At 71.0% G+C, this 21,185-nt stretch carries 23 protein-coding genes and 1 pseudogene; 8 read left to right on the top strand and 16 right to left on the bottom strand.

Annotation, left to right across the window (positions count from 1 at the left end; all coding sequences use genetic code 11):
- A partial coding sequence (locus tag DI269_RS19590; RefSeq protein ID WP_112138950.1) for a TetR/AcrR family transcriptional regulator occupies positions 1–483 on the bottom strand: 483 nt, incomplete at its 3' end.
- Positions 484–565: 82 nt separating this feature from the next.
- On the opposite strand from DI269_RS19590, the gene DI269_RS19585 reads away from it, so the two are divergent.
- Entirely contained in the window at positions 566–1,540 is a 975-nt protein-coding gene (locus DI269_RS19585; protein WP_112138948.1) for an SDR family NAD(P)-dependent oxidoreductase, read from the top strand.
- Positions 1,541–1,570: 30 nt separating this feature from the next.
- Here DI269_RS19585 and DI269_RS19580 read toward each other — a convergent pair whose 3' ends face one another.
- Positions 1,571–3,841, bottom strand: a complete 2,271-nt coding sequence (locus DI269_RS19580; RefSeq protein WP_112138946.1) for an alpha-L-arabinofuranosidase C-terminal domain-containing protein — start codon at positions 3,839–3,841, stop codon at positions 1,571–1,573.
- A gap of 202 nt (positions 3,842–4,043) precedes the next feature.
- On the opposite strand from DI269_RS19580, the gene DI269_RS19575 reads away from it, so the two are divergent.
- Entirely contained in the window at positions 4,044–4,448 is a 405-nt protein-coding gene (locus DI269_RS19575) for a hypothetical protein (RefSeq protein WP_112138944.1), read from the top strand.
- 159 nt (positions 4,449–4,607) lie between these two features.
- Here the strand turns inward: DI269_RS19575 and DI269_RS19570 are convergent, their stop codons facing one another.
- The 6 genes from DI269_RS19570 to DI269_RS19545 all read right to left on the bottom strand — a co-directional run bounded on the left by DI269_RS19570 (position 4,608) and on the right by DI269_RS19545 (position 8,668).
- Positions 4,608–5,069, bottom strand: a complete 462-nt coding sequence (locus DI269_RS19570) for a hypothetical protein (protein ID WP_157975100.1) — start codon at positions 5,067–5,069, stop codon at positions 4,608–4,610.
- Positions 5,070–5,122: 53 nt separating this feature from the next.
- Positions 5,123–5,893, bottom strand: coding sequence for a hypothetical protein (locus DI269_RS19565; RefSeq protein WP_198667566.1), 771 nt, complete (start codon positions 5,891–5,893; stop codon positions 5,123–5,125).
- 9 nt (positions 5,894–5,902) lie between these two features.
- Positions 5,903–6,556: a zinc metalloprotease gene (locus DI269_RS19560; protein WP_198667565.1), complete on the bottom strand. Its 654-nt coding sequence runs from the start codon at positions 6,554–6,556 to the stop codon at positions 5,903–5,905.
- 184 nt (positions 6,557–6,740) lie between these two features.
- Positions 6,741–7,229, bottom strand: coding sequence for a hypothetical protein (locus DI269_RS19555; RefSeq protein WP_112138940.1), 489 nt, complete (start codon positions 7,227–7,229; stop codon positions 6,741–6,743).
- 17 nt (positions 7,230–7,246) lie between these two features.
- Positions 7,247–8,005, bottom strand: a complete 759-nt coding sequence (locus DI269_RS27230) for a hypothetical protein (RefSeq protein WP_112138938.1) — start codon at positions 8,003–8,005, stop codon at positions 7,247–7,249.
- 9 nt (positions 8,006–8,014) lie between these two features.
- Positions 8,015–8,668 (bottom strand): hypothetical protein, encoded by a 654-nt coding sequence (locus DI269_RS19545; protein WP_198667564.1) that lies wholly within the window; start codon positions 8,666–8,668, stop codon positions 8,015–8,017.
- Between the two features lie 194 nt (positions 8,669–8,862).
- Between DI269_RS19545 and DI269_RS19540 the strand changes: the two genes are divergently transcribed.
- Genes DI269_RS19540 through DI269_RS28350 form a run of 4 tightly spaced genes read left to right on the top strand, consistent with a single transcriptional unit; the run spans position 8,863 to position 12,774 of the window.
- Complete coding sequence (locus tag DI269_RS19540) at positions 8,863–11,946, top strand: AfsR/SARP family transcriptional regulator (protein WP_112138936.1); 3,084 nt, start codon at positions 8,863–8,865, stop codon at positions 11,944–11,946.
- Between the two features lie 23 nt (positions 11,947–11,969).
- Positions 11,970–12,260, top strand: a complete 291-nt coding sequence (locus DI269_RS27225; protein WP_157975099.1) for an EndoU domain-containing protein — start codon at positions 11,970–11,972, stop codon at positions 12,258–12,260.
- Between the two features lie 2 nt (positions 12,261–12,262).
- Positions 12,263–12,538, top strand: a complete 276-nt coding sequence (locus tag DI269_RS19530; RefSeq protein ID WP_112138932.1) for a hypothetical protein — start codon at positions 12,263–12,265, stop codon at positions 12,536–12,538.
- Positions 12,535–12,774 carry a hypothetical protein gene (locus DI269_RS28350; protein WP_232822824.1) on the top strand — a complete coding sequence of 80 codons (240 nt, stop codon included), beginning with the start codon at positions 12,535–12,537 and terminating at the stop codon, positions 12,772–12,774. The genes DI269_RS19530 and DI269_RS28350 overlap by 4 nt, the downstream gene beginning before the upstream one ends.
- A gap of 71 nt (positions 12,775–12,845) precedes the next feature.
- Here the strand turns inward: DI269_RS28350 and DI269_RS28345 are convergent.
- Both DI269_RS28345 and DI269_RS19520 read right to left on the bottom strand, forming a co-directional pair.
- Positions 12,846–13,073 (bottom strand): annotated as a pseudogene (locus tag DI269_RS28345) (DUF397 domain-containing protein); the annotation flags it as partial.
- Complete coding sequence (locus DI269_RS19520; protein WP_112138928.1) at positions 13,070–13,876, bottom strand: helix-turn-helix domain-containing protein; 807 nt, start codon at positions 13,874–13,876, stop codon at positions 13,070–13,072. The pseudogene DI269_RS28345 and the gene DI269_RS19520, both read right to left, overlap by 4 nt.
- 224 nt (positions 13,877–14,100) lie before the next feature.
- On the opposite strand from DI269_RS19520, the gene DI269_RS19515 reads away from it, so the two are divergent.
- Both DI269_RS19515 and DI269_RS19510 read left to right on the top strand, forming a co-directional pair.
- The gene (locus DI269_RS19515) at positions 14,101–14,409 is read left to right on the top strand and encodes a hypothetical protein (RefSeq protein ID WP_157975098.1); all 309 of its coding nucleotides are present in this window, start codon (positions 14,101–14,103) and stop codon (positions 14,407–14,409) included.
- Positions 14,399–14,692 (top strand): hypothetical protein, encoded by a 294-nt coding sequence (locus tag DI269_RS19510; RefSeq protein ID WP_112138924.1) that lies wholly within the window; start codon positions 14,399–14,401, stop codon positions 14,690–14,692. The genes DI269_RS19515 and DI269_RS19510 overlap by 11 nt, the downstream gene beginning before the upstream one ends.
- Positions 14,693–14,852: 160 nt before the next feature.
- Here DI269_RS19510 and DI269_RS19505 read toward each other — a convergent pair whose 3' ends face one another.
- The 6 genes from DI269_RS19505 to DI269_RS19480 all read right to left on the bottom strand — a co-directional run.
- A complete protein-coding gene (locus DI269_RS19505) occupies positions 14,853–16,130 on the bottom strand; it encodes an MFS transporter (protein WP_112138921.1) in 1,278 nt (425 codons plus the stop codon).
- Positions 16,130–16,942, bottom strand: a complete 813-nt coding sequence (locus tag DI269_RS19500; RefSeq protein ID WP_112138919.1) for a transporter substrate-binding domain-containing protein — start codon at positions 16,940–16,942, stop codon at positions 16,130–16,132. The genes DI269_RS19505 and DI269_RS19500 overlap by 1 nt, the downstream gene beginning before the upstream one ends.
- Complete coding sequence (locus DI269_RS19495) at positions 16,939–18,333, bottom strand: hypothetical protein (RefSeq protein ID WP_112138917.1); 1,395 nt, start codon at positions 18,331–18,333, stop codon at positions 16,939–16,941. The genes DI269_RS19500 and DI269_RS19495 overlap by 4 nt, the downstream gene beginning before the upstream one ends.
- Positions 18,330–19,070, bottom strand: a complete 741-nt coding sequence (locus DI269_RS19490; protein ID WP_157975097.1) for an FHA domain-containing protein — start codon at positions 19,068–19,070, stop codon at positions 18,330–18,332. The genes DI269_RS19495 and DI269_RS19490 overlap by 4 nt, the downstream gene beginning before the upstream one ends.
- Positions 19,067–20,350 carry a VWA domain-containing protein gene (locus DI269_RS19485; protein ID WP_112138913.1) on the bottom strand — a complete coding sequence of 428 codons (1,284 nt, stop codon included), beginning with the start codon at positions 20,348–20,350 and terminating at the stop codon, positions 19,067–19,069. Before DI269_RS19485 ends, DI269_RS19490 begins: the two co-directional genes overlap by 4 nt.
- Before the next feature lie 37 nt (positions 20,351–20,387).
- Positions 20,388–21,185: tetratricopeptide repeat protein (locus DI269_RS19480; RefSeq protein WP_332871980.1), on the bottom strand; the 798-nt coding region annotated here is incomplete at its 5' end.

Below are 21,185 nucleotides of genomic sequence, written 5' to 3'. Positions count from 1 at the left end.
GCCGACGACGGCGGCCGCGCTGGTGCGGTCGAGCCGGTCGGGGTAGGCGGCCAGGAGGGCGTCGGCGATGCGGGCCTGGCCGGCGAAGGCGGTGTGGAGGACGCGGGCCTGGACGGTCGGCGAGTCGGCGATGAGGCGGGCGCGGAGCGCGGCCATGCCGGTGGGGAGGTCGCGGGCGGCGGTGTCGTCGATCATGGCCGCGAGCGAGGCGGCGAGGGCCTCGCGCAGGGGCGTGTCGGGGGCGCGGTCGGCGATGACGCGCAGTGCCAGGTCGAGGCGGGCGCGGCCGTCGCTGAGGAGGACGTCCTCCTTGGTCGGGAAGTGGAGGAAGAAGGTGCGCTTGGAGACGTCGGCGGCCTCGGCGATGTCGGCGACGGCGGTCGCCTCGTAGCCGCGTTCCTCGAACAGCCTTACGGCCGTAGCGATGAGGGTCTGCCTGGTCTGCTGCTTCTTGCGCTCGCGGCGTCCTGGTTCTTCCGGCACCCGGCCAGCATAGTGCAGCCCGGATATCAATGCACTCGGTATACTAATATACTCGGAGTACTGAATCTGAGAGGAGTACGCGATGGGGAGTCTGCAAGGGCGCACGGTGCTGGTGACCGGCGCGGGCCGGGGCATCGGGCGCGCGGAGGCGCTGCACCTGGCCTCGCTGGGCGCGAACGTGGTCGTCAACGACCCGGGCGTGGGGATCGACGGGCGGGGCGGGGACGCGGGGGTGGCCCAGGCGGTGGTCGAGGAGATCCTCGCGGCCGGCGGCCGGGCCGTGGCCGACCAGGGGAGCGTCGCCGACTGGGGCGGGGCCGAGCGCATGGTCGAGCGGGCCGTCGCGGAGTTCGGGGACCTCCACGCGGTGGTCAACAACGCCGCGACCGAGGTGAACAAGGGGCTCGAACGCCTCACCGAGGCCGAGTTCGACGACGTGGTCGCCGTGAAGCTCAAGGGCGCGTTCGCGGTCAGCCACTGGGCGGCCGCGCACTGGCGGCGGCGACGGGACGCCGGGGACCGCACCGGCCGCGCGATCGTCAACACCGCTTCCGGTTCGGGCCTGTACAACTCGCTGCCGGGCCAGTCGAACTACGCGGCGGCGAACGCGGGCGTCGCGGCCCTCACCACCGTTCATGCGCTCGAACTGGGGCGCCTGGGCGTGCGCGTGAACTGCATCGCGCCCTCGATGGTCCGCACCCGGCTCACCCGCGGCGTGCCCGGGATGGACCGGGCCTCGGAGGAGGGCCCCGACCCGAAGGACCCGGCGATGGTCGCGCCGCTGGTGTCCTATCTGGTCGGACCGGACTGCCCGTTCACCGGGCAGGTCCTGTCGATCCGCGGCGGCACCGTCTTCGCCTCGCACGGCTGGTCCCTCGGCGAGCACGTGCACAAGGACGGCGGGCCCTGGACGGTGGTTGAACTCGGCGAGCGGCTCCCGGACCTGCCGCTCGCCGACCCGTTCGAGCAGCTCGCCGCGGCACTCGGGGCCGCGCTCGGAAGCCAAGGGCGCGAAGCGGTCGAGGCGATGATCGCCGCCGAGCTCGACCGGGGGTGAGGTGCGGGGCGGGCGTGCCCGCCCCGCTTGTCAGACGGTGCGGATCACGGCCGCGACGAAGGACCACGGGGGCAGGACGACGTCGATGCCGCCCCGGCCCTTGACGTGCTGCGTGACGGGCGCGACCGGGGACGCTTCGAAGAGGGCGCCGTCGTCGGGGCCGGCCCCGGCGAGGATCGAGAGTTCGGCTTCGACCTCGCCGGGGTCGCCGGGCAGGTCGAGGCGGACGGCCTTCTCGGCGTCCTCGGCGTTGACGAGGCGGACCACGTACTCGGGGCCCGCTTCGCCTGCGCGCGAGAGCACTCCGGCGGCCGTGCGATGCTCGGGCCGGCGGTCCTGTTCGAGGTCGTGGTGGAGGTCGCCGTCGACCCAGACGCGCAGGCGCGGGCCGTCGAGTCGGACCCGCACGGCCACCGGCTCGCCGTCGGTGAGCCCGGGCCACAGGCGCCCGGCCTCCCAGTTGTCGATGCCGTCGTCGCGGCGGATCACGGACGTGTTCTTGTTCTGCCAGCCCGCGAGGTCGATCCGCAGCGACGTGCCCGGGTCCTCGGCGCCGAGGTGGAGCGCGAACCCGTCGATGCCGTCCCGGCGGACGGCGTTGAACGCGATCTCGGTGCTCCCGAAGTCGATCGGGGCGAGGAGGACCCCGTCGCCGCCGGGGGCGGTGACGACGTCGGGGATCGGGTTCCCGTCCACGGTCACCTCGGTGAAGGCGATCTCGGCGCGGCCCGACCGGAGCCGGACGGTGCCCTCGCTCGGGACCGGCCGCGTGAAGCCTTGGGCCCCTTCGAGTTCGACCGCGTGGACGTGGTCGCCGCGCTCGGCGCCGAAGGCCCGCTGCACGTAATAGGAAGCGGTCAGGCGGACCTCGTCGGCGGTGAAGTAGACGAGGTCCGGGGTCCACTGCGAGTGGCCGACGCGCGCGAGCAGCGGCGCGTAGGAGGCCAGGCGGACCACGTGCGGGTGGCGTTCGAGGCCGATCATGTACGCGGCCTCGGCCAGCGCCGACCGGATCCTGCTCGAAGCGCCCGCGTACTCCCCCAGGTAGACCTTGGGGCCCTCGGGGTCGTAGGCGCCGTAGCGGTCGAGGTTCTGGTGGAGCCAGCGCGGGCTCTGGTAGCCGTGCTCGTCGACGACGTCGACACCGCGTTCGCGGGCGAAGGCCCATCCGGCGTCGTAGTCGGGGCCGGAGGTGGCGGGCCCGGAGGTGCCGATGACGGTGATCTCGGGGTGGGCGGCGCGCAGGGCGTCCTCGATGCGGGCGTAGCGGTCCCGGAAGTCGTCGGTCATCTCGTCCTCGTTGCCGAGGCCGAGGTATCGGAGGCCGTAGGGCGCGGGGTGGCCGTGTTCGGCTCGCAGTGCGCCCCAGCGGGTGTCGGTGCCGCCGTTGGCGTATTCGACGAGGTCGAGGACGTCCTGGATGTAGGCGTCCATGTCGGACTCGGGGACGGCGTGCTGGCCGCCCGGGGAGTTCTGGCAGCAGACACCGGCGGCAACGATGGGGATCGCGGTGGCACCCAAGGCTTCGCAGAGTTCGAAGTACTCGCCGTACCCGATCTGGCGGGACTGGTGGTAGCCCCAGATGTTGCGGGCGTGGACGCGTTCGTGGCGGGGGCCGACGGTGTCCTTCCAGTGGTAGATGTTCGCGAGGCCGTAGCCGTGGGCGAGGCAGCCGCCGGGGAAGCGGATGAAGCTGGGGGCGAGGTCCTTGAGGGCCTGGAGGAGGTCGGGGCGGAAGGTGAGGGGCTCGCCGTCGTCGCCGAGGGGCCGCAGGGAGACGGCGTCGATGTCGAGGACGGTGCCGGCGGGGACGGCGAGGGCGAGTTCGCCGCGGCCGGCCGCGGCCGCTTCGAGGTCGATCACGAGGCGGCGCCAGTCGCCGGGCTGGACGACGGCGCTGGCGGTGGCGAGGCCGCCGCCGATGCTGATCTCCAGTTCGGCGGGGGCGCGGTGGGCGCGGGCGAAGAGGGTGAGCCGGAGGCGGTCGCCGGGCGCGGTACTGATGCCGTCCCAGCCGCCGTTGGCGATCGCGGCGGGGCCGGTGAGGGCGGCGTAGTGGGCGTTGTTCGGGTGGAGCGGGGCCTCGGTCCGGACCTGGACGGTGCCTTCGGCGGCCCAGCCGGTGAGGGGGTGGAAGCCGTCGCGGTCGGTGGCGGCGAACTCGAAGTCGCCGTTGCGGACGCGTTCGGCGTTGAGGCCGCCGTCGAGGGCGTCGTTGAGGTCTTCGATGAACAGGCCCCACAGGTCGGGGGCGGTCTCGGCGACCGCGTCGCCCACGCGGATGGTGACTCGCTCGGTCATGGGTGGTCTCCCGAAGCAGTTATTTATCGGTAAAGCAGCGTCACTGTACCGGTTCCGCGCCGCGCTGTCGAGTGGCGGTTTCGGGAGTTGAGACGGCGTCAGCGACCGTCAGGGCGGTGTCAGTGCCGTGTCAGAGCGCGCTCGCATAGTTGCCTCATCAAGGCGAACCGCCGAGAAACGAACCGCTTGAAGGAGCACCGAAATGTCGAACCTCACCATCACCGCGCAGGACGAGATCACCATCCGCACCGCCGCCTGGGGCGCCGTCTCGCTCATGTCCGCCGCCGGCATCGCCGGCTCGGCCCACCGCATCGGCACCGACGCGGGCCTGGCCCTGGCGGCCGCGACCGGGACCGTCGGCCACGTGGTCGCCACCGCGAAGGGCACCCGCTTCAACGGCAAGTCCACCGCCGAGCTGGCCGACCAGGTCTTCCCGGCGATCACCGCGTCCGTGAAGCTCCTGGAGGAGCAGGACCCGGCCGAGGCCGCGAACTTCAGGTCCGTGATCGGCACGGTCATCGCCGCCGCCGACCGCGCGCACCGCGGCGGGCCCAGCCCCGTCATGGCCGAGATGGCCCGCAAGATCAACGAGGCGCTCGACGCCTAGTCGCTCGAACCTGAACAGCCCCAGAGAAAACGAGGGGGCCGACCGCCGAAGCGGTCGGCCCCTCGTTGCGTGCGGACGCGTTCCGGTCACACGCAGGAGTGCATGACCGAGAACTCCTCCGCCTCGGCCTGGGCCGCGGCGTCCGCACGGCGGTCGCGGCTACGCCCTGGGGCCGCAGTGGTGCGATGGATTGTCGGCGTTGGTCAGGCAGGCTCTGACGTAGAGGCCCTTGATGTTGTTCGTGTGCTTGACCCCGTTGGTGTATTCGCCGTTGGCCCAGGCGCGCTGGCTCGACGGCGGAGTGAAGGTGTGGACGACCCCGTCGGTTCCGGTCCACTCCAGGCGGGGCGTCGCGCCCGCGCTGTTCGAGCTGGTGTCGTAGACGGTCCATTGGACGTAGGTGTCGTAGTACCCGTTGCCCCGTGCCGACCAGCAGAGGATGGCGTCGACGAACGCTCCCCCGCCGTTGGCGTCGTTGTCGGTGACCCCATCGCGTCCGTTGTCGTATCCCAGGTTCGAGCACGTGGTGGGTATGGCCTGGGCGGGCGAGGCGATGGCCAGGCCTCCTACGGTTGCCATCAGGGCCGCCAGGGCGCCGATGAGCATACGGCGGATCATCATTTCGGGATCTCCTCGATTGCAGTGAGCGGCGTTCACGTGATCGTCCTTTCAGGTCAGACGCAGGGGCTCATGGCGGCGAACTCGGCCGCCTCGGCCTGGGCGGCGGTGTCCGCGGTCGCGTCCGCCAGGGCGCTCACGATCGCGTCGGCGCCCTGACCGGCCAGGATCTCCTCGACGCCCTGGTCCACTTCGTCCTCGGCGTCGGCCGCGAAGGCCGTCGCGTCCTGGACGGTGCCTTCGGACTCGCCGTTGCCGATCGTGCCGCCGTCGTAGGGGATCTCGGAACCCTCGCCGAGACCGAGCCACTGGGCCCGGGTGAACTCGCCGTCGTCGTCGCAGATCGCCGCCTGCCAGCGGATGGCCATGACGTACTGGTGGCCGACCTCGACCCGCGGGAAGTCCGCGAGCGCCATCTCCACGGCGTCGGTGGTGTCGCCCTCGTTGAAGTGCCAGCCCAGGGCCGAGTACTGCCAGGTCGAGGGGGCCGCCACCGGGGCGCCCTCCCTCGACCACAGCACCTCCTCGATCGCGAGCGAGACGGTCCGGCCGATGACGCCCTCGCCGCGTTCGAGCTCCGCCGCGGTCGGGGTGATGGTCGCCTCGGACACGGCCTCGACGACGACCACATGGTCGGCGTAGGTGACCCAGTCGTCGGCCGTCGTGCTCGGGTAGAGGTCGCTGCCCTGCCCGAGCAGCACTTCCTCGGCGGCGGCCTCGTCGCCGGGGTCGGCCGCGGGTGCGGCGAGGGCCGCGACGGCGATGCCGACCGCTGAGGCGGCCGCGATGATTCCGGCGGTCGCCGCGATACGGGTGCGGATGCTCATGGTTCCTCCTCAGTAGGTGGAGTTGATGTTCGAGATGTTGTTGGCGTCGAGGACTTCGAAGGAGTCCGTCGGCGTCTCCATGCACCCGAGGGCCTCGTCGTTGTTGGCCTTCCTCGGCGACGCCTGCTGGCCGTGGAGCAGGCCGACGGCGTGCCCGGTCTCATGGCAGGTCACACCGGTCGTGTAGTAGCCGCCGCCGCGGATGCGGACGTACTGCTGGTCGCACCCCCGCGTGTCCGCGGCGTTGTTGCAGAAGGTGGCGCCGGCGGCGCTGGAGGAGAGGCCCACGGTGCTCTCCTCGTAGATGATGTCGGTCTCGGCGCTGCCGGAGTACGAGGGCGTCGAGTCGAAGGAGACGGTGAGGTCGGTCGGTCCGTAGATGTTCTGGAGGACGTTGACGACGACCGACTTGTCGCCCGCTTCGAGCGCGTTGGTGCCGGAGGCGTCCGTGTAGTAGTTGAGGGCCGAGTTGTCGGTCTGGCAGCTGATCTCGCCGTCGGGGCCGCTCTCGCTGCGGCAGCTGCCCAACTGGTACGTGGTGGGGTACATGTTGTCCGTGTACGCCGCCCAGGCGACTCCCGCCGTGACCGCGACGGTCGTGAAGGTGACGGCGGCGAGGCTTATGGCCTTGAGGCTCAGGCGTTTCACAGGGAATTTCGGCATGGGAGGTCCTTACCGTGCGGAGTGGCGCAGGCGAGGGTGGCGACCTGCTCCGCCAACGTAGGGGTCCGGCCGTACAGGTTCCGTATGCGAGCCGCACACGCCGCCGCCCGACGCGATGAGGGGCCGACCGCCGAAGCGGCCGGCCCCTGATCAGGTCCTGGGAGACTCGTCGAGCAGCGGGTGGCTAATTGTTGGACCACCACCAGAGCTGCATCATCTCCTCGACGTAATACTGGACGATGTACCCGCCGGCCACCCCGTGGTCGCCGTCCTCGCGCCAGTTGAAGTTGCACCTGACCCAGGAGCCGTAGCCGTGCCGGTTCGCACACCAGCGCATGTTGATGTCGCCGAACTCGCTGAGGACGAGGGCCGCCGCGCCGTAGCCGTCGGCGTCCCCGTCCCTGACGTAGACGTAGTCGCCGTCGTACTGGATGCAGACCTGGGTCTTCCCGTGGGCGGCGTTCGCCGTCATGCACTGGCCGATCGGTCCCGCCACCTCGACGCCGAACTGGCAGGTCACCCGCTCAAGCTCGCAGTCCTGGAAGTAGTACTCCTCGGCCATGGCCGACGACGGCATCGCGAACACGGCGACCAGGGCGGCCGCGGCGAGCATCGCGATGCGGACGGTGACGCGGTTGAACTTGCGCCGCAGCCGTTCAGATGGATTCTTCAAGGGATTGTCCTTTCCGATCAGACGCAGGAGTGCATGGCGGAGAACTCCTCCACCTCGGCCTGTGCCGCGGTGTCGGGCTTCGCGTCTTCAAGGGCGCTGACGATCGCTTCGGCCCCTTGGCCGACCAGGATCTCCTCGACTCCCTGGTCGGGGTGGACGTCGGCGTCCGCGGCGAAGGCCTCCGCGTCTTGCACGGTGCCTTCCGATTCGCCGTTGCCGAGCACGCCGTCGTCGAAGGGGACCGCCGATCCCTCACCGAGGCCGCGCCACTTGGCGGGGGTGAAGTCGCCGTCATCGGAGCAGGTGGCCGCCTCCCAGCGGATCGCCATGACGTACTCGTGGCCGACCTCGACGCGGGGGGAGTCCGCGAGCCCCATCTCGACGGCGTTCTCGATGTCCCCCTCGGAGAAGTGCCAGCCGGAGGCGTTGAAGTCCCAGGCCGCGGGTGCGGCCACCGGAGCGCCGTCCCTCGACCAGAGCACCTCCTCGACGGTGAGCGAGACGGTCCGGCCGATGATGCCCTCGCCGCGTTCGACCTCCGCCGCGGAGGGTGCGATCGTCTCCTCGGAGACGGCCTCGACGACGACCACGTGGTCGGCGTAGGTCACCCAGTCCTCCGCCGTCGTGCTCGGGTAGTTGTCGCTGCCGAGTCCCAGCAGCACCTCGTCGGCGGCCCCGGGGCCGGTCGGCGCGAGGAGCGCCGCGACCGCGATGCCGGTGGCGGAAGCGGCTGCGGCGAGCCCGGCGGCCGCTGCGATGCGGGTGCGTTTGCGCATGACTCCTCCTCAGTAGGTGCCGTTGATGTTGTCGATGTTGTTGTCCTGGAGGACTTCTCCGTCGCTCGTGGGCGTCTCCATGCACCCGAGGCGCTCGTCGGTATTGCTCACCAGCGGATCCGACCGGTTGCCGTGCAGCAGTCCCACCGCGTGGCCGGTCTCGTGGCAGACCAGGCCCTTCACGTAGTGGCCGCCGCCGAGGATGCGGATGTACTGCTGGTCGCAGCGGAGTTCGTTGACGGCGTCGTTGCAGAAGGTGGCGCCCGAGGCGGTGTCGGGGACGCCGATGCCGCTCTCCTCGTAGACGATGTCGGTCTCGGCGCTGCCGGAGAACGTGGGAGAGGTGTCGAGGCTGACGGAGAGGTCGGTCGGCCCGTAGATGCTGTTCATCACGTTGATGACGACGGTGCGGTCCTCGGGCTCCAACTGGTTGGTGCCGCCGCTGTCCATGTAGTACGTGACGGTGGAGTTGTCGGTCAGGCAGGAGATCCACCCGTTCGGGCCGCTCTCGTCCGTGCAGTGCCCGTTCGAGTACTGGGTGGGGTACATGTTGTCGGTGAACGCCGCCCAGGCGACACCGGCGGTGACCGCGATGCCGGTGAAGGCGACGGTGGACAGCGTGATCGCTCTGAGGCTGAGGCGTTTGAAGGGGGTTCTCGGCATAGGGGGTTCCTTACCGTGAGGAGTCGTGCAGGCGGGGCGGGGACCGGCCCTGCCAGCGTAGGTGCCTCCCCGCACAAGTCCCGCATACGGAACGTATAGGCAGAGGCCGCACGCAGGTGAACGCACTGGTCACGCACGGTGCAGCCCACAGTGCACCGTTCGTATCGGAGACCCGTCCTGTTAACGTTTGCGCCATGCGCTTCAGGGTGCTGGGACCGCTCCAGGCGGAGTCGGACGGTCGCCGGCTGCGGCTCGGCGGCCCGCGCCAGCGCGCCGTCCTGGCGGCCCTGCTCAGCAGTCCGAACCGGACGCTGAGCCGCTCCCGCCTGATCGAGCTGACCTGGGACGAGCCGACCCCCTCCGCCGAGTCGAACCTGCGCAGCTACGTGTGGAAGCTGCGCAACCTGCTGGCCGAGGATGGCGACGAGTCCCCGCGCATCCAGTGGGACCAGGGCTTCCGGCTCCGCGTCGAGCCCGGGGAGCTCGACCTGTGGGACTTCGACCGGTACGTCGAGCGGGCCCGCAGGGCCCGCGCCGACGGCCGGAGCGCCGACGCCGCAGCGGCTTTCGCCGACGCGCTCGCGCTCATCCGCGGCGAACCCTACCAGGACGTGGTCGCGGGCGCCCGCTTCGACGGCATCCGCACTGCGCTGCAGGAGCGGCTCGACCAGGTCGCCGAGCAGCACATCGACCTCGGCATGGACCTGGGCGCGCACGCCGGGCTGGTCGGCGAGCTGCGGGTGCGGCTCGCGCAGGCGCCCTTGCGGGAGCACTTGGCGGCGCAGTTGATGCTCGCGCTCGCGCGGTCGGGCAGGCGCGGCGAAGCCCTTGCGGTGTACCGCGAGACGCGCGCGATGCTGATCGAGACGCTGGGGACCGAGCCCGACCGCGAGCTCCAGGAGGTCCACCGGCAAGTCCTCACCGGGAGCGTTCCCGGCGTCGCCGCGGCACCGGTCCGGACGGTGCTGCCTGCGGCTCCGGTCGACCTGCTGCCGTTCGACCTTCGCGTGTTCTCCGGCAGGGACCGCGAATTGAAGCAGCTGGACACCATTGTGGACGAAGGCGCGGCGCGGGTCGCCGTCGTCTCCGGGAGCGCGGGGATGGGCAAGACCGCGGTCGCGGTCCACTGGGCGCACCGGGTCGCGGGCGAGTTCCCCGACGGGCGCCTGTACGCCGACCTGCGCGGCTTCGGCCCCGGCGAGCAGGCCGCCGACCCCGGGGAGGTGCTGCGGTCGTTCATCGAGGCCCTCGGCGACTCCCCCGCGTCGGTCCCGGTCGGGACCGAGCTGCGGGCGGCCCGGTTCCGGAGGCTGTTGTCGGACAAGCGGGTCCTCTTGGTCTTGGACAACGCGAAGGACCCCGCGCAGGTGCGTCCGCTGCTGCCCGGGGCCTCCGACTGCGCGGTGGTGGTGACCAGCCGCAACCGCCTCACCGGCCTGATCGCCTCGACCGGGGCGCTGGTGGTGCCGCTCGACGCCATGTCCGAGCCGCAGGCGCGGGCGCTCCTGGCCGGGCGGCTCGGGGCCGACCGGCTGGCGGCCGATCTCGATGCGGTGCAGCGCATCATGGACGTCTGCCGGGGCCTGCCGCTGGCGCTGTCGGTGGTCGCGGCGAGCGCGGCCTCGCGGCCCGGCGACGCGCTCGCGGTCCTCGCCGACGAGCTCGACGCCGCCGCAAACCTCCTCGACGGCCTCAGCGCCACCGACCCCGAGACCGACGTGCGCACGCTCCTGCACTGGTCCTATCGGCAGCTCAGCCCCGAGGCGGCGCGCCTGCTCCCGCTGCTGGCGCTCCACCCGGGCCCGGACTGGGCGGCCGCGGCCGCGGCGAGCCTGGCCGGGACCGGCCTCCACCCGACCCGGGCGGCGCTGGCCGAGCTGGTCGAGGCGAGTCTGCTGCTGTGGACGCCCGAGCACCGGTACGGCTTCCACGACCTGGTGCGGGCCTACGCGACCGAACTCGCCGGGTCCTCGCCCGAGCGGGACGCGGCCTCGCTCCGGATCCTCGACCACTACCTGCACACGGCCTACGCCGCCGACCGGCTGCTGGACCCGACCCGCAACCCGATCGCCTTGGCCCCCATGGCGGACGGCGTCACGCCGCAGCGCCTGGCGAACGGGGACGAGGCGATGCGATGGTTCGCCGCCGAGACCGCCGTCCTGCTTGCGGCGATCGACCACGCGTCAGCCCTCGGCCGCGACGTGCACTGCTGGCAGCTGGCCTGGACCCTCCCCGACTACCTGAACCGGCGCGGCCGCTGGCAGGAGATCGCGGTCGTGAGCGAGCAGGGCCTCGACGCGGCGACCCGCCTCGGCGACGTCCCCGCCCAGACCCGCATGCTCCGCCTCCTCGGCCAGACCTGCGGCCGCCTGGACCGGTTCACCGAAGCGCACGGCCACCTGGAGCGGGCGCTGGAGCTGGGCCGGGCCGGGCACGACGAGATAGGCCAGGCCCACGCCCACCTCCAACTCGGCCGGCTGTGGCGGCGGCAGCGGCGGTTCGCCGAGGCGCTCGACCACTGCACCGGCGCGCTCGCCCTGTTCCAGTCGGCGGGCGACCGGGTCGGCCAGGCCCGGGCGTTCTACACGATCGGCTGCCACCACCTCCTCGTCGGTGATCCCCAACGCGCCCTTCCCTACTGCGAGCAGGCCGCGGCCCTGTTCGGGGAGCTCGGCGACCTCGCCGGCGAAGCGGCCGCGCGCGACGAGATCGGCACGGTCCACCACCGCCTCGGCGACCACCACCGGGCCGTCGCCGAGTACGAGCACGCCCTGGCGCGCTTCCGCGAACTCGCCTTCCGCCCCGCCGAGGCCGAGGTCCTCACCCACCTCGGCGACGCCCGCCAGGCCATGGGCTCCCACGCGACCGCCCGCCGCAACTGGGAAGCGGCCCTTGCCATCTTCGAGGAGCTCGATCACCCCGACGCCAAGGACGTCCGCACCCGCCTCGACAACCTCGACCGCGAGTTAGACCGACTGACGGCGCGATTCGGGATAAGCTCTGGCGCGGTAGCCGCTACCCCTGACGGAGCCTCTCATATCCTCGATCGATGCCCTGATCTCCGCCATCAGCACCGCCCTCGACCGGGCGCGAAGTCTCATGGCCGAAATCGGAAGAAGCACCGAGTCCGCTGCGGAGGGCCGCAATCAGCTCAGCGCGCTCGGCTTCGAGCGGAGGCGGAGGGCCCCCTCCCGGACGGACTGCACCTGCCGCGCCGCCACCCGAGCCGCCTGATTTCAGGTCGACCGGATACCCGGTCGGCAAACCGCACCGGATAGGTTGGTCCGACCTCTATCACGTGGTGAACGGGGATGACGACAACCCGGAGAAGGGCGGCCACGCCTTCGGGACGGGTCGCCCAGGCAAGACCGAGTTCCCTGAAGGCTGGGACGATCAGGACATCAGTGAAGCGCTCGCCGCGATCGCCGACCGGCCGAGCAAGGTCAGCCCGGATCTGACCGGGCGGAATTTCATCGCAGAGGGGATCCACCGAGGTGTCACGGTACAGGCGGTCGTGCGCCCGGACGGGAGTGTCGAGGCGGGATGGCCGGTCAAGGGGCCGGGTGTCAGGCGGAATCCGAGGAGACGATGAGCATGGACCAGGACGATTTCTACGACCTCACCGACGCGGTGGTCGAGCGGCTCCTGCCGCGGATGCCGCAGCGGTTCCTCGATGTCTATGAGGGCATGCAGGCCGCCGGGGAGTACTGGCGGCTGGTGCAAGGTCTGGTGTGGGTGCTCGTCGACGACCAGGTGCCGGTGACAGGTGAGGAGCGCGACCAGCTCTTCCAGATGGTGAACCACCTCAAGGACAACGAGGAGATGCTGGCGAAGCTGGCCGAGCTCCGTGTCCCGCCGGAGGGGGAATGATGACGATCAGTGAAGACGACTACCAGCGGCACCTGGAAGCCACCCAGGAGATGTCCGTGGCTGAGCTTGGCGACTTCGTCCGGGGCACGCTCGGCGTCGCGCCGCCCGACTATGAGCCGGGGTGGTACGTGCGAGTGGACTTCGTCGACACCGCCGCTGGACCCACCGAGCGGTTCACCTGGCAGCGCACACTCCGGCAGGTCATCGCTCCCAAGGATGTCAACCCAAACGTTTGAGGGGCGCTCCCGGCGGGAGCGCCCCTCAAACGTTGTGGCCTTGGATCTAACGACCGACCAGCGGCGCGGAGCAGGCCGGAGAAGTCGGCAGCGGGGAGATCGAAGATCGGGGAGTCTTCTGCGAGCTTGCTGTCCCGGACCTGGAATCCGGAGGTAGCGGGGCGGGCCTCGACACAGTTGCTGTTCGCAGCACCCTCGCTTCGGCTCGACTTCCGCCACGGAGCCACGCGCGCTTCAACGCAGTTACTGTTCGCAGCACCATCACTCCGACTCGACTTGCGCCACCCATCCTGGCTCATCGATGGAACTCCTTCAGAGACTTGGCCTGGAGATCCCTCGCCTCGAAGATCTGGGTGTAGAGCCCCACCGCATCCTGCTTCTCATAGAAGCGGTACTCGTAGGGGCTCTCCAGATAGACGATGCTAGGGGTCTCATGATCTCTCAAGGATAGTACGGAGAAAGGCACACTCATCTTCGCGTATGGCGCCCCAGAGAAGGGCAGGTAGTTGATAGTCACGTTCTCGTGCTCATCGAGCTCAAGCATGCGGCGAAGCTGCTCGTCGTCACATCCGTTGTGCAGCACCGCCTCGCTCAGGAGCGCCCGCCACACGATGCCGCCGAGGCGCGATTCGAACTCCTCCTGCCTGCGGAGTCGTTCCTCGATCAGGCCCGGGATCTTTTTCTGGTCTTCGCCGCTTCGCTCGAACTGTGTGCGCATGAAGCGCTCGGTCTGTGCGAGGCCCGGTGGCACCAAGCACTCATACTGGGCCAGACCGACCGCCATCCCTTCGAACTCCAGGTACGAGTCCCATCCGGAGTTGGCGATCGCGTGGCTGGGCTGGGCCCAGATCTTCGAGTCTGCCAAGCGCCATAGGCGCTCCATCTCGTATTTGACCTCTGCCGGAGCCCCGTAGTAGTCGCAGAGTCGGCCAATCTGCGCGAAGTTGACTCGTGTCTTGATCCCCTGTTCGATTCGCTTGAGAGACCTCGACGATCCGACGATCGCGCAAGCCTCCGGGTCGTTGGTCGTCTTGTTGGCCTGTACGCGCAGGCGCGCCAAAACTTGGCCGACAATCCTGAGAAGTTCTGATGCGGTCGACATCCATTCATTATCACAGCTTTCGCCGATTCCACAACGCTCAGAAACGGTCGGCAGTTTTGCACGAAAAACTGCCGACGATTACTGCCGACCCTCTGTGCCGCAGCCTAACTGCGCACCGCCCTACCAGGTGTTTCGCTCTTGTGGAGTCCCGTCCCCGGTCCTACTCTCGAAGCATCGCCGGCAGCAATCGCCGCTCGCAACGGCTCTGAAGTGGAGGACACGCGATGGACAAACCAACTAGCGGCCAACTCGAACGGGGGCGGTTCACCGATGGGCACACCGATTTCACCGTCCGGGCCTCAAGCCCAGTCGCCCCCGACTCGTTCCAAGTGTCGGCCGACGGCAACGCCGCCGACATCGTCCTGATCGTCTCCGGTCTCAACTCCGGTCGCCTGCACGCAACCTGGGGCGACGGCTGGCGCACCTTCGCGCCCGACTGGAAAGTCTGGGTCGAAGACGCCGCCTACAAAGTCTTCTACAACGGGGTCGGCTTCGACGACCGGTCCGGGAAGGTGCGCTTCTGTGAAGGCTGAGACCGCACCCCACCCGAACGAAGACGGCTGGCTCGGCGACTTCAGAAGAGGCCCTGCGGTGTTCGCGCTCTTCCATGTCGGCGTGAGCGCAGGCGGCCACCCGCTCGGCCCGTCCGAGTACCGCATCGAGTGCAACGACGGCGCGGGGCCGCGCGAGATCTGCCGGTTCGTCGACGAGCCCGGACCCGTCCCCGAATGGCGCGGTGCCTGGATCGGCGACGAGTGGTGCGACTGGATCCTGGAACGCGCCCGCAAGCTCATCGCCCAGCCCGAGAACACCTAGTGCCCGGCGCGGCCGGCTCGTCGCTGTCGCGGACCCCCAGTCCGAGCGCCAGCAGCGCGAAACGCCGACGCGCCTCCACCGTGCGGCATTGCAACTCTAGTAATGTCGCGCGGACGGGGCCGGTCGATTCTTGGTGGAGGATCGACCGGCCCCTCTCATGTCACCGCGCGGCCGGGGCCGGGGCCATCGACAGGCCCAGGAGCGTGATGCCCAGGGCCGCACTCGTGTAGAGCGCGATCGCGCCGGTCCCGAAGGCGCCGTAGAGGCCGATCGCGATGAGCGGGGCCAGCGCCCCGCCCGGAACCCCCGCGAGCTGGTAGCCCAGGGAGGTCCCCGAGTAGCGGACCCGCGTCTCGAAGCGCTCGGCGATAAACGCCGCCTGCGGGCCGTACATCGCGGCGTGGGCCACGAGTGCGACGATCACGGCGACCGCGATGAACGCCGTCGAGCCGGTGTCCAGCAGCGGGAAGAACAGCCAGGCCCACACCGCCGCCGCCACGGCACCGGCGGCCATGATGCCCTTGCGGCCCATGCGGTCCGAGAGGCGGCCGAACCACGGGATGAGCAGCAGCTGCACCGCAGATCCGGCCAGGACCGCGCCGAGGCCGACGTCCTGGGACACGTCGGCGACCTCGATCAGGTAGGTGATGAGGTACAGGGTGAAGACGTAGAAGGCCACGTCGACGCCGATGCGGGTGCAGAACGCGGCCAGCAGGGCGCGCTTGTGGGTGCGGAACACCTCCCCCAGCGGGTTCGCCGGGACCGCGCGGATCGAGGAGAACAGCGGCGACTCGGCGACGTTGCCGCGGATCCACAGGCCCACCAGGGCGAGCAGCGCCGAGACCAGGAACGCCAGGCGCCAGCCCCAGGTCATGAACGCCTCGTCGCTGAGCATGAGGTTGGAGCCCGCCAGGACGCCCGCGGCGAGGAGGTTGCCTGCGGGGACGCCGAACTGGACCCAGGCGGCCGCCGCGCCCCAGCGGTCGCGGCGGTCGTGCTCGATGGAGAGGAGCACTGCGCCGCCCCATTCGCCGCCGAGACTCAGGCCCTGGAGGAACCGCAGGAGCACGAGGATGACCGGCGCGGCGAGGCCGATGCTGTTGTAGGTGGGCAGGATGCCGATGAGGAAGGTGGACATGCCCATGAGCAGCAGCGAGACGGCGAGGACGTTCCGTCTGCCGACCCGGTCGCCGAGGTGTCCGAAGAGGATGCCGCCGATCGGGCGGGCGGCGAAGCCGATGCCGTAGGTGGCGAAGGCGAGCAGGGTCCCGGCGGCCGGGGAGGCCGAGGGGAAGAACAGCGGGCCGAACACGAGCGCGGCGGCGGTGCCGTAGAGGAAGAAGTCGTACCACTCCAGGGAGGTGCCGACGGCGCAGGCGGCGATGACGGCGCGGGGCGAGCGGGTCGTGCCCTGCGGTGCGGCGGTGAGGGCGGCCATCATTCGCATCCTTCGTACTGGGGAATGGGAATCGAGGAGAGGTCCATCCCGGCGGGCGCGAACCACTGCTGCATGAGCAGCTCGGCGGTCCCGTCGGCGTACATCGCGGTGATGGCGCGGTTGATCGCCTCGCATCCGGCGGTGTCGCCCGGCCGCATGCCGATGCCGAGGCGCTCTTCGGAGTAACCGGCGCCGACGAGTCGGGTCTGGCCGCCGGACTGCCAGGCGAGGCCGGCGAGGATGCGGTCGTCGGTGGCGATGACGTCGACCTCGCCGTCGACGAGCATCGCGAGGCACTCGATGGCGTCGGCGGCCTCGACGGGGATCGCGGAGACGCCGTGCTCGACGGTGATGCGGTCGGCCACGTTGGAGCCGCTGGTGGAGCACAGGCGGCGGCCCTCGATGTCGGCGAGCTCGTTGATGGTGGTGTCGTCGGCGCGGACCAGGAGGTCCTGGTGGACGATCGCGTAGGGGCCGGCGAAGTCGATGCTCTGCTTGCGTTCCTGGGTGATCGAGAAGGAGGCGATGGTGAGGTCGGCGCGGTCCTCCAGGAGCACGGTCTCGCGGTCGGCGGTGAGGATCGGGACCCACTCGATGTCCTTGCCGAGGTAGTCGGCGAGGTACCGGGCGGTGTCGACGTCGTAGCCCTCGTACTCGCCGTCGTCGTTCTCCCAGCCGATGAGCGGCTGGTCGGTCTGGACGGCGATGCGGAGGACGTCGGCGTCCAGTATGGACTCGCTGTCGGCGGCGCATCCGGCCGCGGCCAGCGGCAGGGCGCAGGCGGCGGCGAGCAGGGGGGCGGCGCGTCTCATCGGAACTCCCTGAGTCTGGGCGCGATGCCGGTGAAGGTGAAGGCGGCCAAGGCGACCATGGCGGCCGGGAGGAGGAATGCGAAGTCGGCGATGGCCTTCTCGCCCTCGTCGATCCCGGCGCGGAACGTCGTCAGGTGCTCCCCGGTGAGGTTGTCGAGGTCCTCGTCGTAGGCCTCGTAGGCGGCTCGGGCGGCCTCAAGCCGGGAGGCGTCGGAGCCGGTGTCGGCGCGCATCGCCGCATCGGTTTCCAGGAGCGCCTGCCAGGACTCGCTGGTGCTCATGGTGTAGCCGCCTTGGAGCCCGGCGCCGAGGAGGCCGTCGCTCGGCACCACGGCGAACTGGGGCTCCCACAGCTCGGTGAGCTTCTCGCGGTAGTCCTCCAGATTGTCGGCCTCGACGTAGAGGAGGGCCTGGACCTTGTCGAAGAACGTCTGCTCGTAGACGAGGGCGCGCTCGTCGTCGAGGAGGTAGCGGACCTGGTCGACGTAGAGCGCGTTGGAGACCGCGTTGGCGCGGGCGAGGGAGAGCGCCGAGTCGAAACCGTCCTCTTTGGCCTCTTGGAGGGCGGACTGCTCGGCGTTGAGAACCGTGAGGCCGGTGCCGAGGTAGAGCAGGCAGACGGCGGTCGCGACCAGGAGGGAGGGGTTGAAGACGCGGCCGAAGCCGCGGGCGATGTGGATCTGGAGCCACACGAGGGCGGCGAGCGCGATCGCGCCGCCGATCGCGACGACGAGCAGGCCGGTGTCGATGCGGCCTTGGGCCCTGTCGTAGGACTCGCGGACGGTGGTTGCGTTCTCCAGGGTCAGGTTGTAGGACAAGGGGAGCAGTTGGCCGCTCATGAGGTCGCCGGCCTCGCGGTAGGCGGCGACGACCTCGGGCGGGGCCTCCCCTTGCGGGTAGGCGGCCTGGTCGGCGAGGAGGAGGGCTTCGGCGGCGAGCTGCTCGTACTCGCCGTAGTGCTCCATGACGGTCTCGATGGTGGTGCGCTGGGCGGCGTCGCCGCCGGCGAGGCGGTGGGCTTCGAGGAGGGCGCCGGCGATCTCGCCGCGGCGCTGGGCGTAGCGGGTCTCGGCTTCGGCGGCGGCTTCGGGGTCGGAGGTGCCGAGGAGCAGGAGGGTGGCGACCTGGGCGTCGGCGTCGGAGAGCGCGAAGTAGAGGTCGGTGGTGGCGACGACCTGGGGTCCGGCTTCGTGGCCGATGACGTCGAGGGCGTCGTTGGCGGCCGCGGCGGCGACCGCGAGGGCGGTGAGCATGGCGGCGAGGGCCGCGACGGCGGCGACCGCGCGGACCAGGAGCCGCGGCGGGGAGGCGGTGCGGTGGACGAGGTCGAGGCGGGTGGCGAGCGGGTCGCCGTCGAGGCTCGCGCGGGGGCCGGTGAGGGCGGTGCTCATTGCGCGTCCTTTCCTTTGCGGCGCAGGCGGAGGGCGGTCCAGGCGCCGAGGTGGACGACCGTGCCTTCGGGGAGGGGGACGGGGACGTTGGCTTCGAGGCGGCGGCCGCCGAGGCGGGTCCCGTTGTAGGAGCCGAGGTCCACGATGGACCAGGTGTCGCCGGTGCGCATGAGGACGGCGTGGAGGTGGGAGACGCCGACGTCGGCGGGCGGCGCGGACAGGTCGATCTCGGGGCGCTCGGTGCCGTCGCGCCGACCGCGGCCGATGCGGATGTTCTCGCCGCGCAAGGAGATCGTGCGGTCGGGGGCGTAGGGCGGCCAGACGATGGAGTCGGTCTCGCCTTCGACGGCGAGGCGGTCGAAGAAGTCGCGGTCGGCGCTGACGTGGACTTCGAAGCCGGTGTCCACCAGGGCAGGGGACGGATCGGGGGTCGGCAGGCGGTGCCGGGCGGCGGTCTGCGACAGGGGATCGGGGCGGGGGTCCGGGTCGGGGGCGAGCGCGGTGTCGCCGGTGATCGGGGACGGGCCGCCGTCGCCGCTGGCGAAGTTGTAGCCGCACGCCTGGCAGAACTGGCCGAGGCGCCGCTCCCCGCAGGCGGGGCAGCGGGGCGCGGGCAGGATCGGGCCGGTGGCGTGGAGCGGCAGGGCGGGGTCGCCGCCGATGAGGGGGCGGCCGCAGTCGTCGCACCACTCGGTGTCGACCGACTCGTGGCCGCAGCTGGGGCAGGTGACGGTCACGTCAGCTCCGTTCGCGTGGTGGGGGTGCGGACGGTGACGTCGGTGCCGACATCGAGTTGGAGCCGGTCGGCCTCGGTGATGCCCTGCTTGAGGCGGGCGGTGCCGGTGCCGGGGTCGAAGTCGATGATCCGGTCGATGAGGCGCGCGGTCGCCTGGTTCCCGGCCTGCTCGGCGAGTGTGCGGGCGGTCGCGAAGTGCTGCGTGGCGGTCGGCGCGTCCCCGCTGCGGAGCGCGGCGAGGCCGGTGCGGACCTCCTCGGCCAGCTGCACCTGTCCGGTGTGGACGGCGACCTTGGCGTTCACCTCGGTGTTCAGAACCGGGTCGTCGGTCCAGCACATGAGGAGGTTGGCGCGGGCGAGGACCTCGTTGTCAGGTCCGCGGACGAGGAGGACCTGGGCGGCGCGGATCTCCTCCCCCACCCGCCAGGCCGGGCCGGTGACGTCCAGCATGTACTCGCGGGACTCGTTGCCCCACGCGGCCAAGGGGAACAGGGCGGTGCGGCCGTCGAGGTCGCGGCGGTGGCCGGCGAGGTCCTGGAGGGTCGGGTAGACCTGGCGGAGCGAGGCGATCGCGACGTCGGCGGGGGTCTTGACGAGGATCGCCACGTCGCCGAAGGCCTTGCCCATGGCCTTCCCGCAGACCTCGGTGAAGTAGTCGGTCAGGTCGGCGAGGTCCTCGATGAACGCTCTGGTGCCCTGGAAGCGGTCGGCGATCTGCTTGAGCTGGTCGGGGTCCCAGTCGATGCCGATGCCGACCGCGTCGCACGCGAACTTGCCCTCGCAGTAGGCGAGGTCGGCGTTGTAGGACCGGTCGTCCTGGTTGACCATGCCGTCGGTGAGGAGCAGGACGTGGCCGATCGCGCCGGGGCGGGTCGCGAGCAGGTCGGCGGCGCAGCGCAGCCACACCCCGGTGTAGGTGAGGTTGCCGAGGGTCATCTTGTCGATCGCGAGCGCGGCCGCCTTGCGGTGCTTGGCTTCGGCGGTGGCGAGGCCGCCGTCGCCGGGGTAGAGCTGGGTGGCGTCGTGGCCGCCGGCGACGATCGCGAAGTGGGCGTCCTCGCGCAGGGCGTCGAGGGCGGCCTTGGCGGCGCGCTTGGCCTCGGCGAGCTTGGGGCCGCCCATGGACGGGGAGCGGTCGATGACGATGACCTCGGCGACTTCGGCGGCGGCCGTCTCGGTGGTGCGGCAGTCGACGCTGAGGACCGCGGCCATCTCGGCGGTGCCGGGCGGGACGTACTTGTTCTGGTCCGCGGTGAGCGTGAAGGCGGTGGTGTCGGTCATCGGGGGTTCCCTTCGTCGGAGGTGGGGCGGTGGGGGTTCAGAGCCAGGTGCGGGGCCGGACCCGGTTGGCCTCGCCGACGACCGACCATCGCACGCGCGGCGCGGGAGTCCTCCCGGCGATGCGGCGCAGGGCCGCCTCCCGCGCGGTGGCGACCGCTTCGGCGGTGAACGGCACGTTGTAGAGGTGCGAGTGCGGGTCGGGGCCGGTGACGTCGAGGACGCCGGCGGCCGCGCGCCACAGCTCGGCCTCCAGCAGGTCGGCCTCGGAACGGTCCAGAGTGGTCAGTCCTTCGAGGAGGGACGCGGCGCGCTTGAGGTCGGGGAGGGTGACGCGCGGGGCGCGGACCAGCTTGGCGAGCAGTGCTTGGCGGGCCGCGGAGTGGCTCGACGAGGACGCCGGGACCGCTTCGAGGGCCGCGTAGTCGCCCTTGCCGCGGGCGAGGCCGAACGCGGCGCTGGTGAAGCCGCGGTCGGTGCGCCACACGCGGGCGTGCTGCTCGGCCCCGCCGCCGGGCTCGGCGCAGATCGCCAAGGCCTGCAAGGGGGCCAGCTCGCCGGGCAGGAACGCCCGGACGCGCGAGAACCAGTACTCGGCCTTCGGCATGCGGCCGCCGTCGCCGAGCGCGGCCACCCCGCGGTACCAGTCCAGGCGCCAGTCGGCGCCGAGTTCGGCGGCGGCGTCGGCCAGGAGCGGGTCGGTGCGGTCCGAGCCGGTCTCGGCGGCCAGGCGCACTTGCGCCAGGCGCGCTTCTGCGGTGCGCGGCAGGGCCTCGACCAGGGGCAGGGCGGTCTCGGCCGGTTCGGCGGCGAGCGCGGCGAGGGCGACGGCCGCGGG

The organism is Glycomyces dulcitolivorans (assembly GCF_003265355.1).
Taxonomy (GTDB): Bacteria; Actinomycetota; Actinomycetes; order Mycobacteriales; family Micromonosporaceae; genus Glycomyces; species Glycomyces dulcitolivorans.
Note: the sequence above shows the minus strand (reverse complement) of the source record. Positions and strands in the feature narration are given on the sequence as shown.

Coding starts and splice junctions, on each gene's coding strand:
- DI269_RS19585 (WP_112138948.1), top strand. CDS start 566: ATGGGGAGTCTGCAAGGGCGCACGGTGCTGGTGACCGGCGCGGGCCGG.
- DI269_RS19580 (WP_112138946.1), bottom strand. CDS start 3,841: ATGACCGAGCGAGTCACCATCCGCGTGGGCGACGCGGTCGCCGAGACC.
- DI269_RS19575 (WP_112138944.1), top strand. CDS start 4,044: ATGTCGAACCTCACCATCACCGCGCAGGACGAGATCACCATCCGCACC.
- DI269_RS19570 (WP_157975100.1), bottom strand. CDS start 5,069: ATGATGATCCGCCGTATGCTCATCGGCGCCCTGGCGGCCCTGATGGCA.
- DI269_RS19565 (WP_198667566.1), bottom strand. CDS start 5,893: ATGAGCATCCGCACCCGTATCGCGGCGACCGCCGGAATCATCGCGGCC.
- DI269_RS19560 (WP_198667565.1), bottom strand. CDS start 6,556: ATGCCGAAATTCCCTGTGAAACGCCTGAGCCTCAAGGCCATAAGCCTC.
- DI269_RS27230 (WP_112138938.1), bottom strand. CDS start 8,005: ATGCGCAAACGCACCCGCATCGCAGCGGCCGCCGGGCTCGCCGCAGCC.
- DI269_RS19545 (WP_198667564.1), bottom strand. CDS start 8,668: ATGCCGAGAACCCCCTTCAAACGCCTCAGCCTCAGAGCGATCACGCTG.
- DI269_RS19540 (WP_112138936.1), top strand. CDS start 8,863: ATGCGCTTCAGGGTGCTGGGACCGCTCCAGGCGGAGTCGGACGGTCGC.
- DI269_RS19530 (WP_112138932.1), top strand. CDS start 12,263: ATGGACCAGGACGATTTCTACGACCTCACCGACGCGGTGGTCGAGCGG.
- DI269_RS28350 (WP_232822824.1), top strand. CDS start 12,535: ATGATGACGATCAGTGAAGACGACTACCAGCGGCACCTGGAAGCCACC.
- DI269_RS19520 (WP_112138928.1), bottom strand. CDS start 13,876: ATGTCGACCGCATCAGAACTTCTCAGGATTGTCGGCCAAGTTTTGGCG.
- DI269_RS19515 (WP_157975098.1), top strand. CDS start 14,101: ATGGACAAACCAACTAGCGGCCAACTCGAACGGGGGCGGTTCACCGAT.
- DI269_RS19505 (WP_112138921.1), bottom strand. CDS start 16,130: ATGGCCGCCCTCACCGCCGCACCGCAGGGCACGACCCGCTCGCCCCGC.
- DI269_RS19500 (WP_112138919.1), bottom strand. CDS start 16,942: ATGAGACGCGCCGCCCCCCTGCTCGCCGCCGCCTGCGCCCTGCCGCTG.
- DI269_RS19495 (WP_112138917.1), bottom strand. CDS start 18,333: ATGAGCACCGCCCTCACCGGCCCCCGCGCGAGCCTCGACGGCGACCCG.
- DI269_RS19485 (WP_112138913.1), bottom strand. CDS start 20,350: ATGACCGACACCACCGCCTTCACGCTCACCGCGGACCAGAACAAGTAC.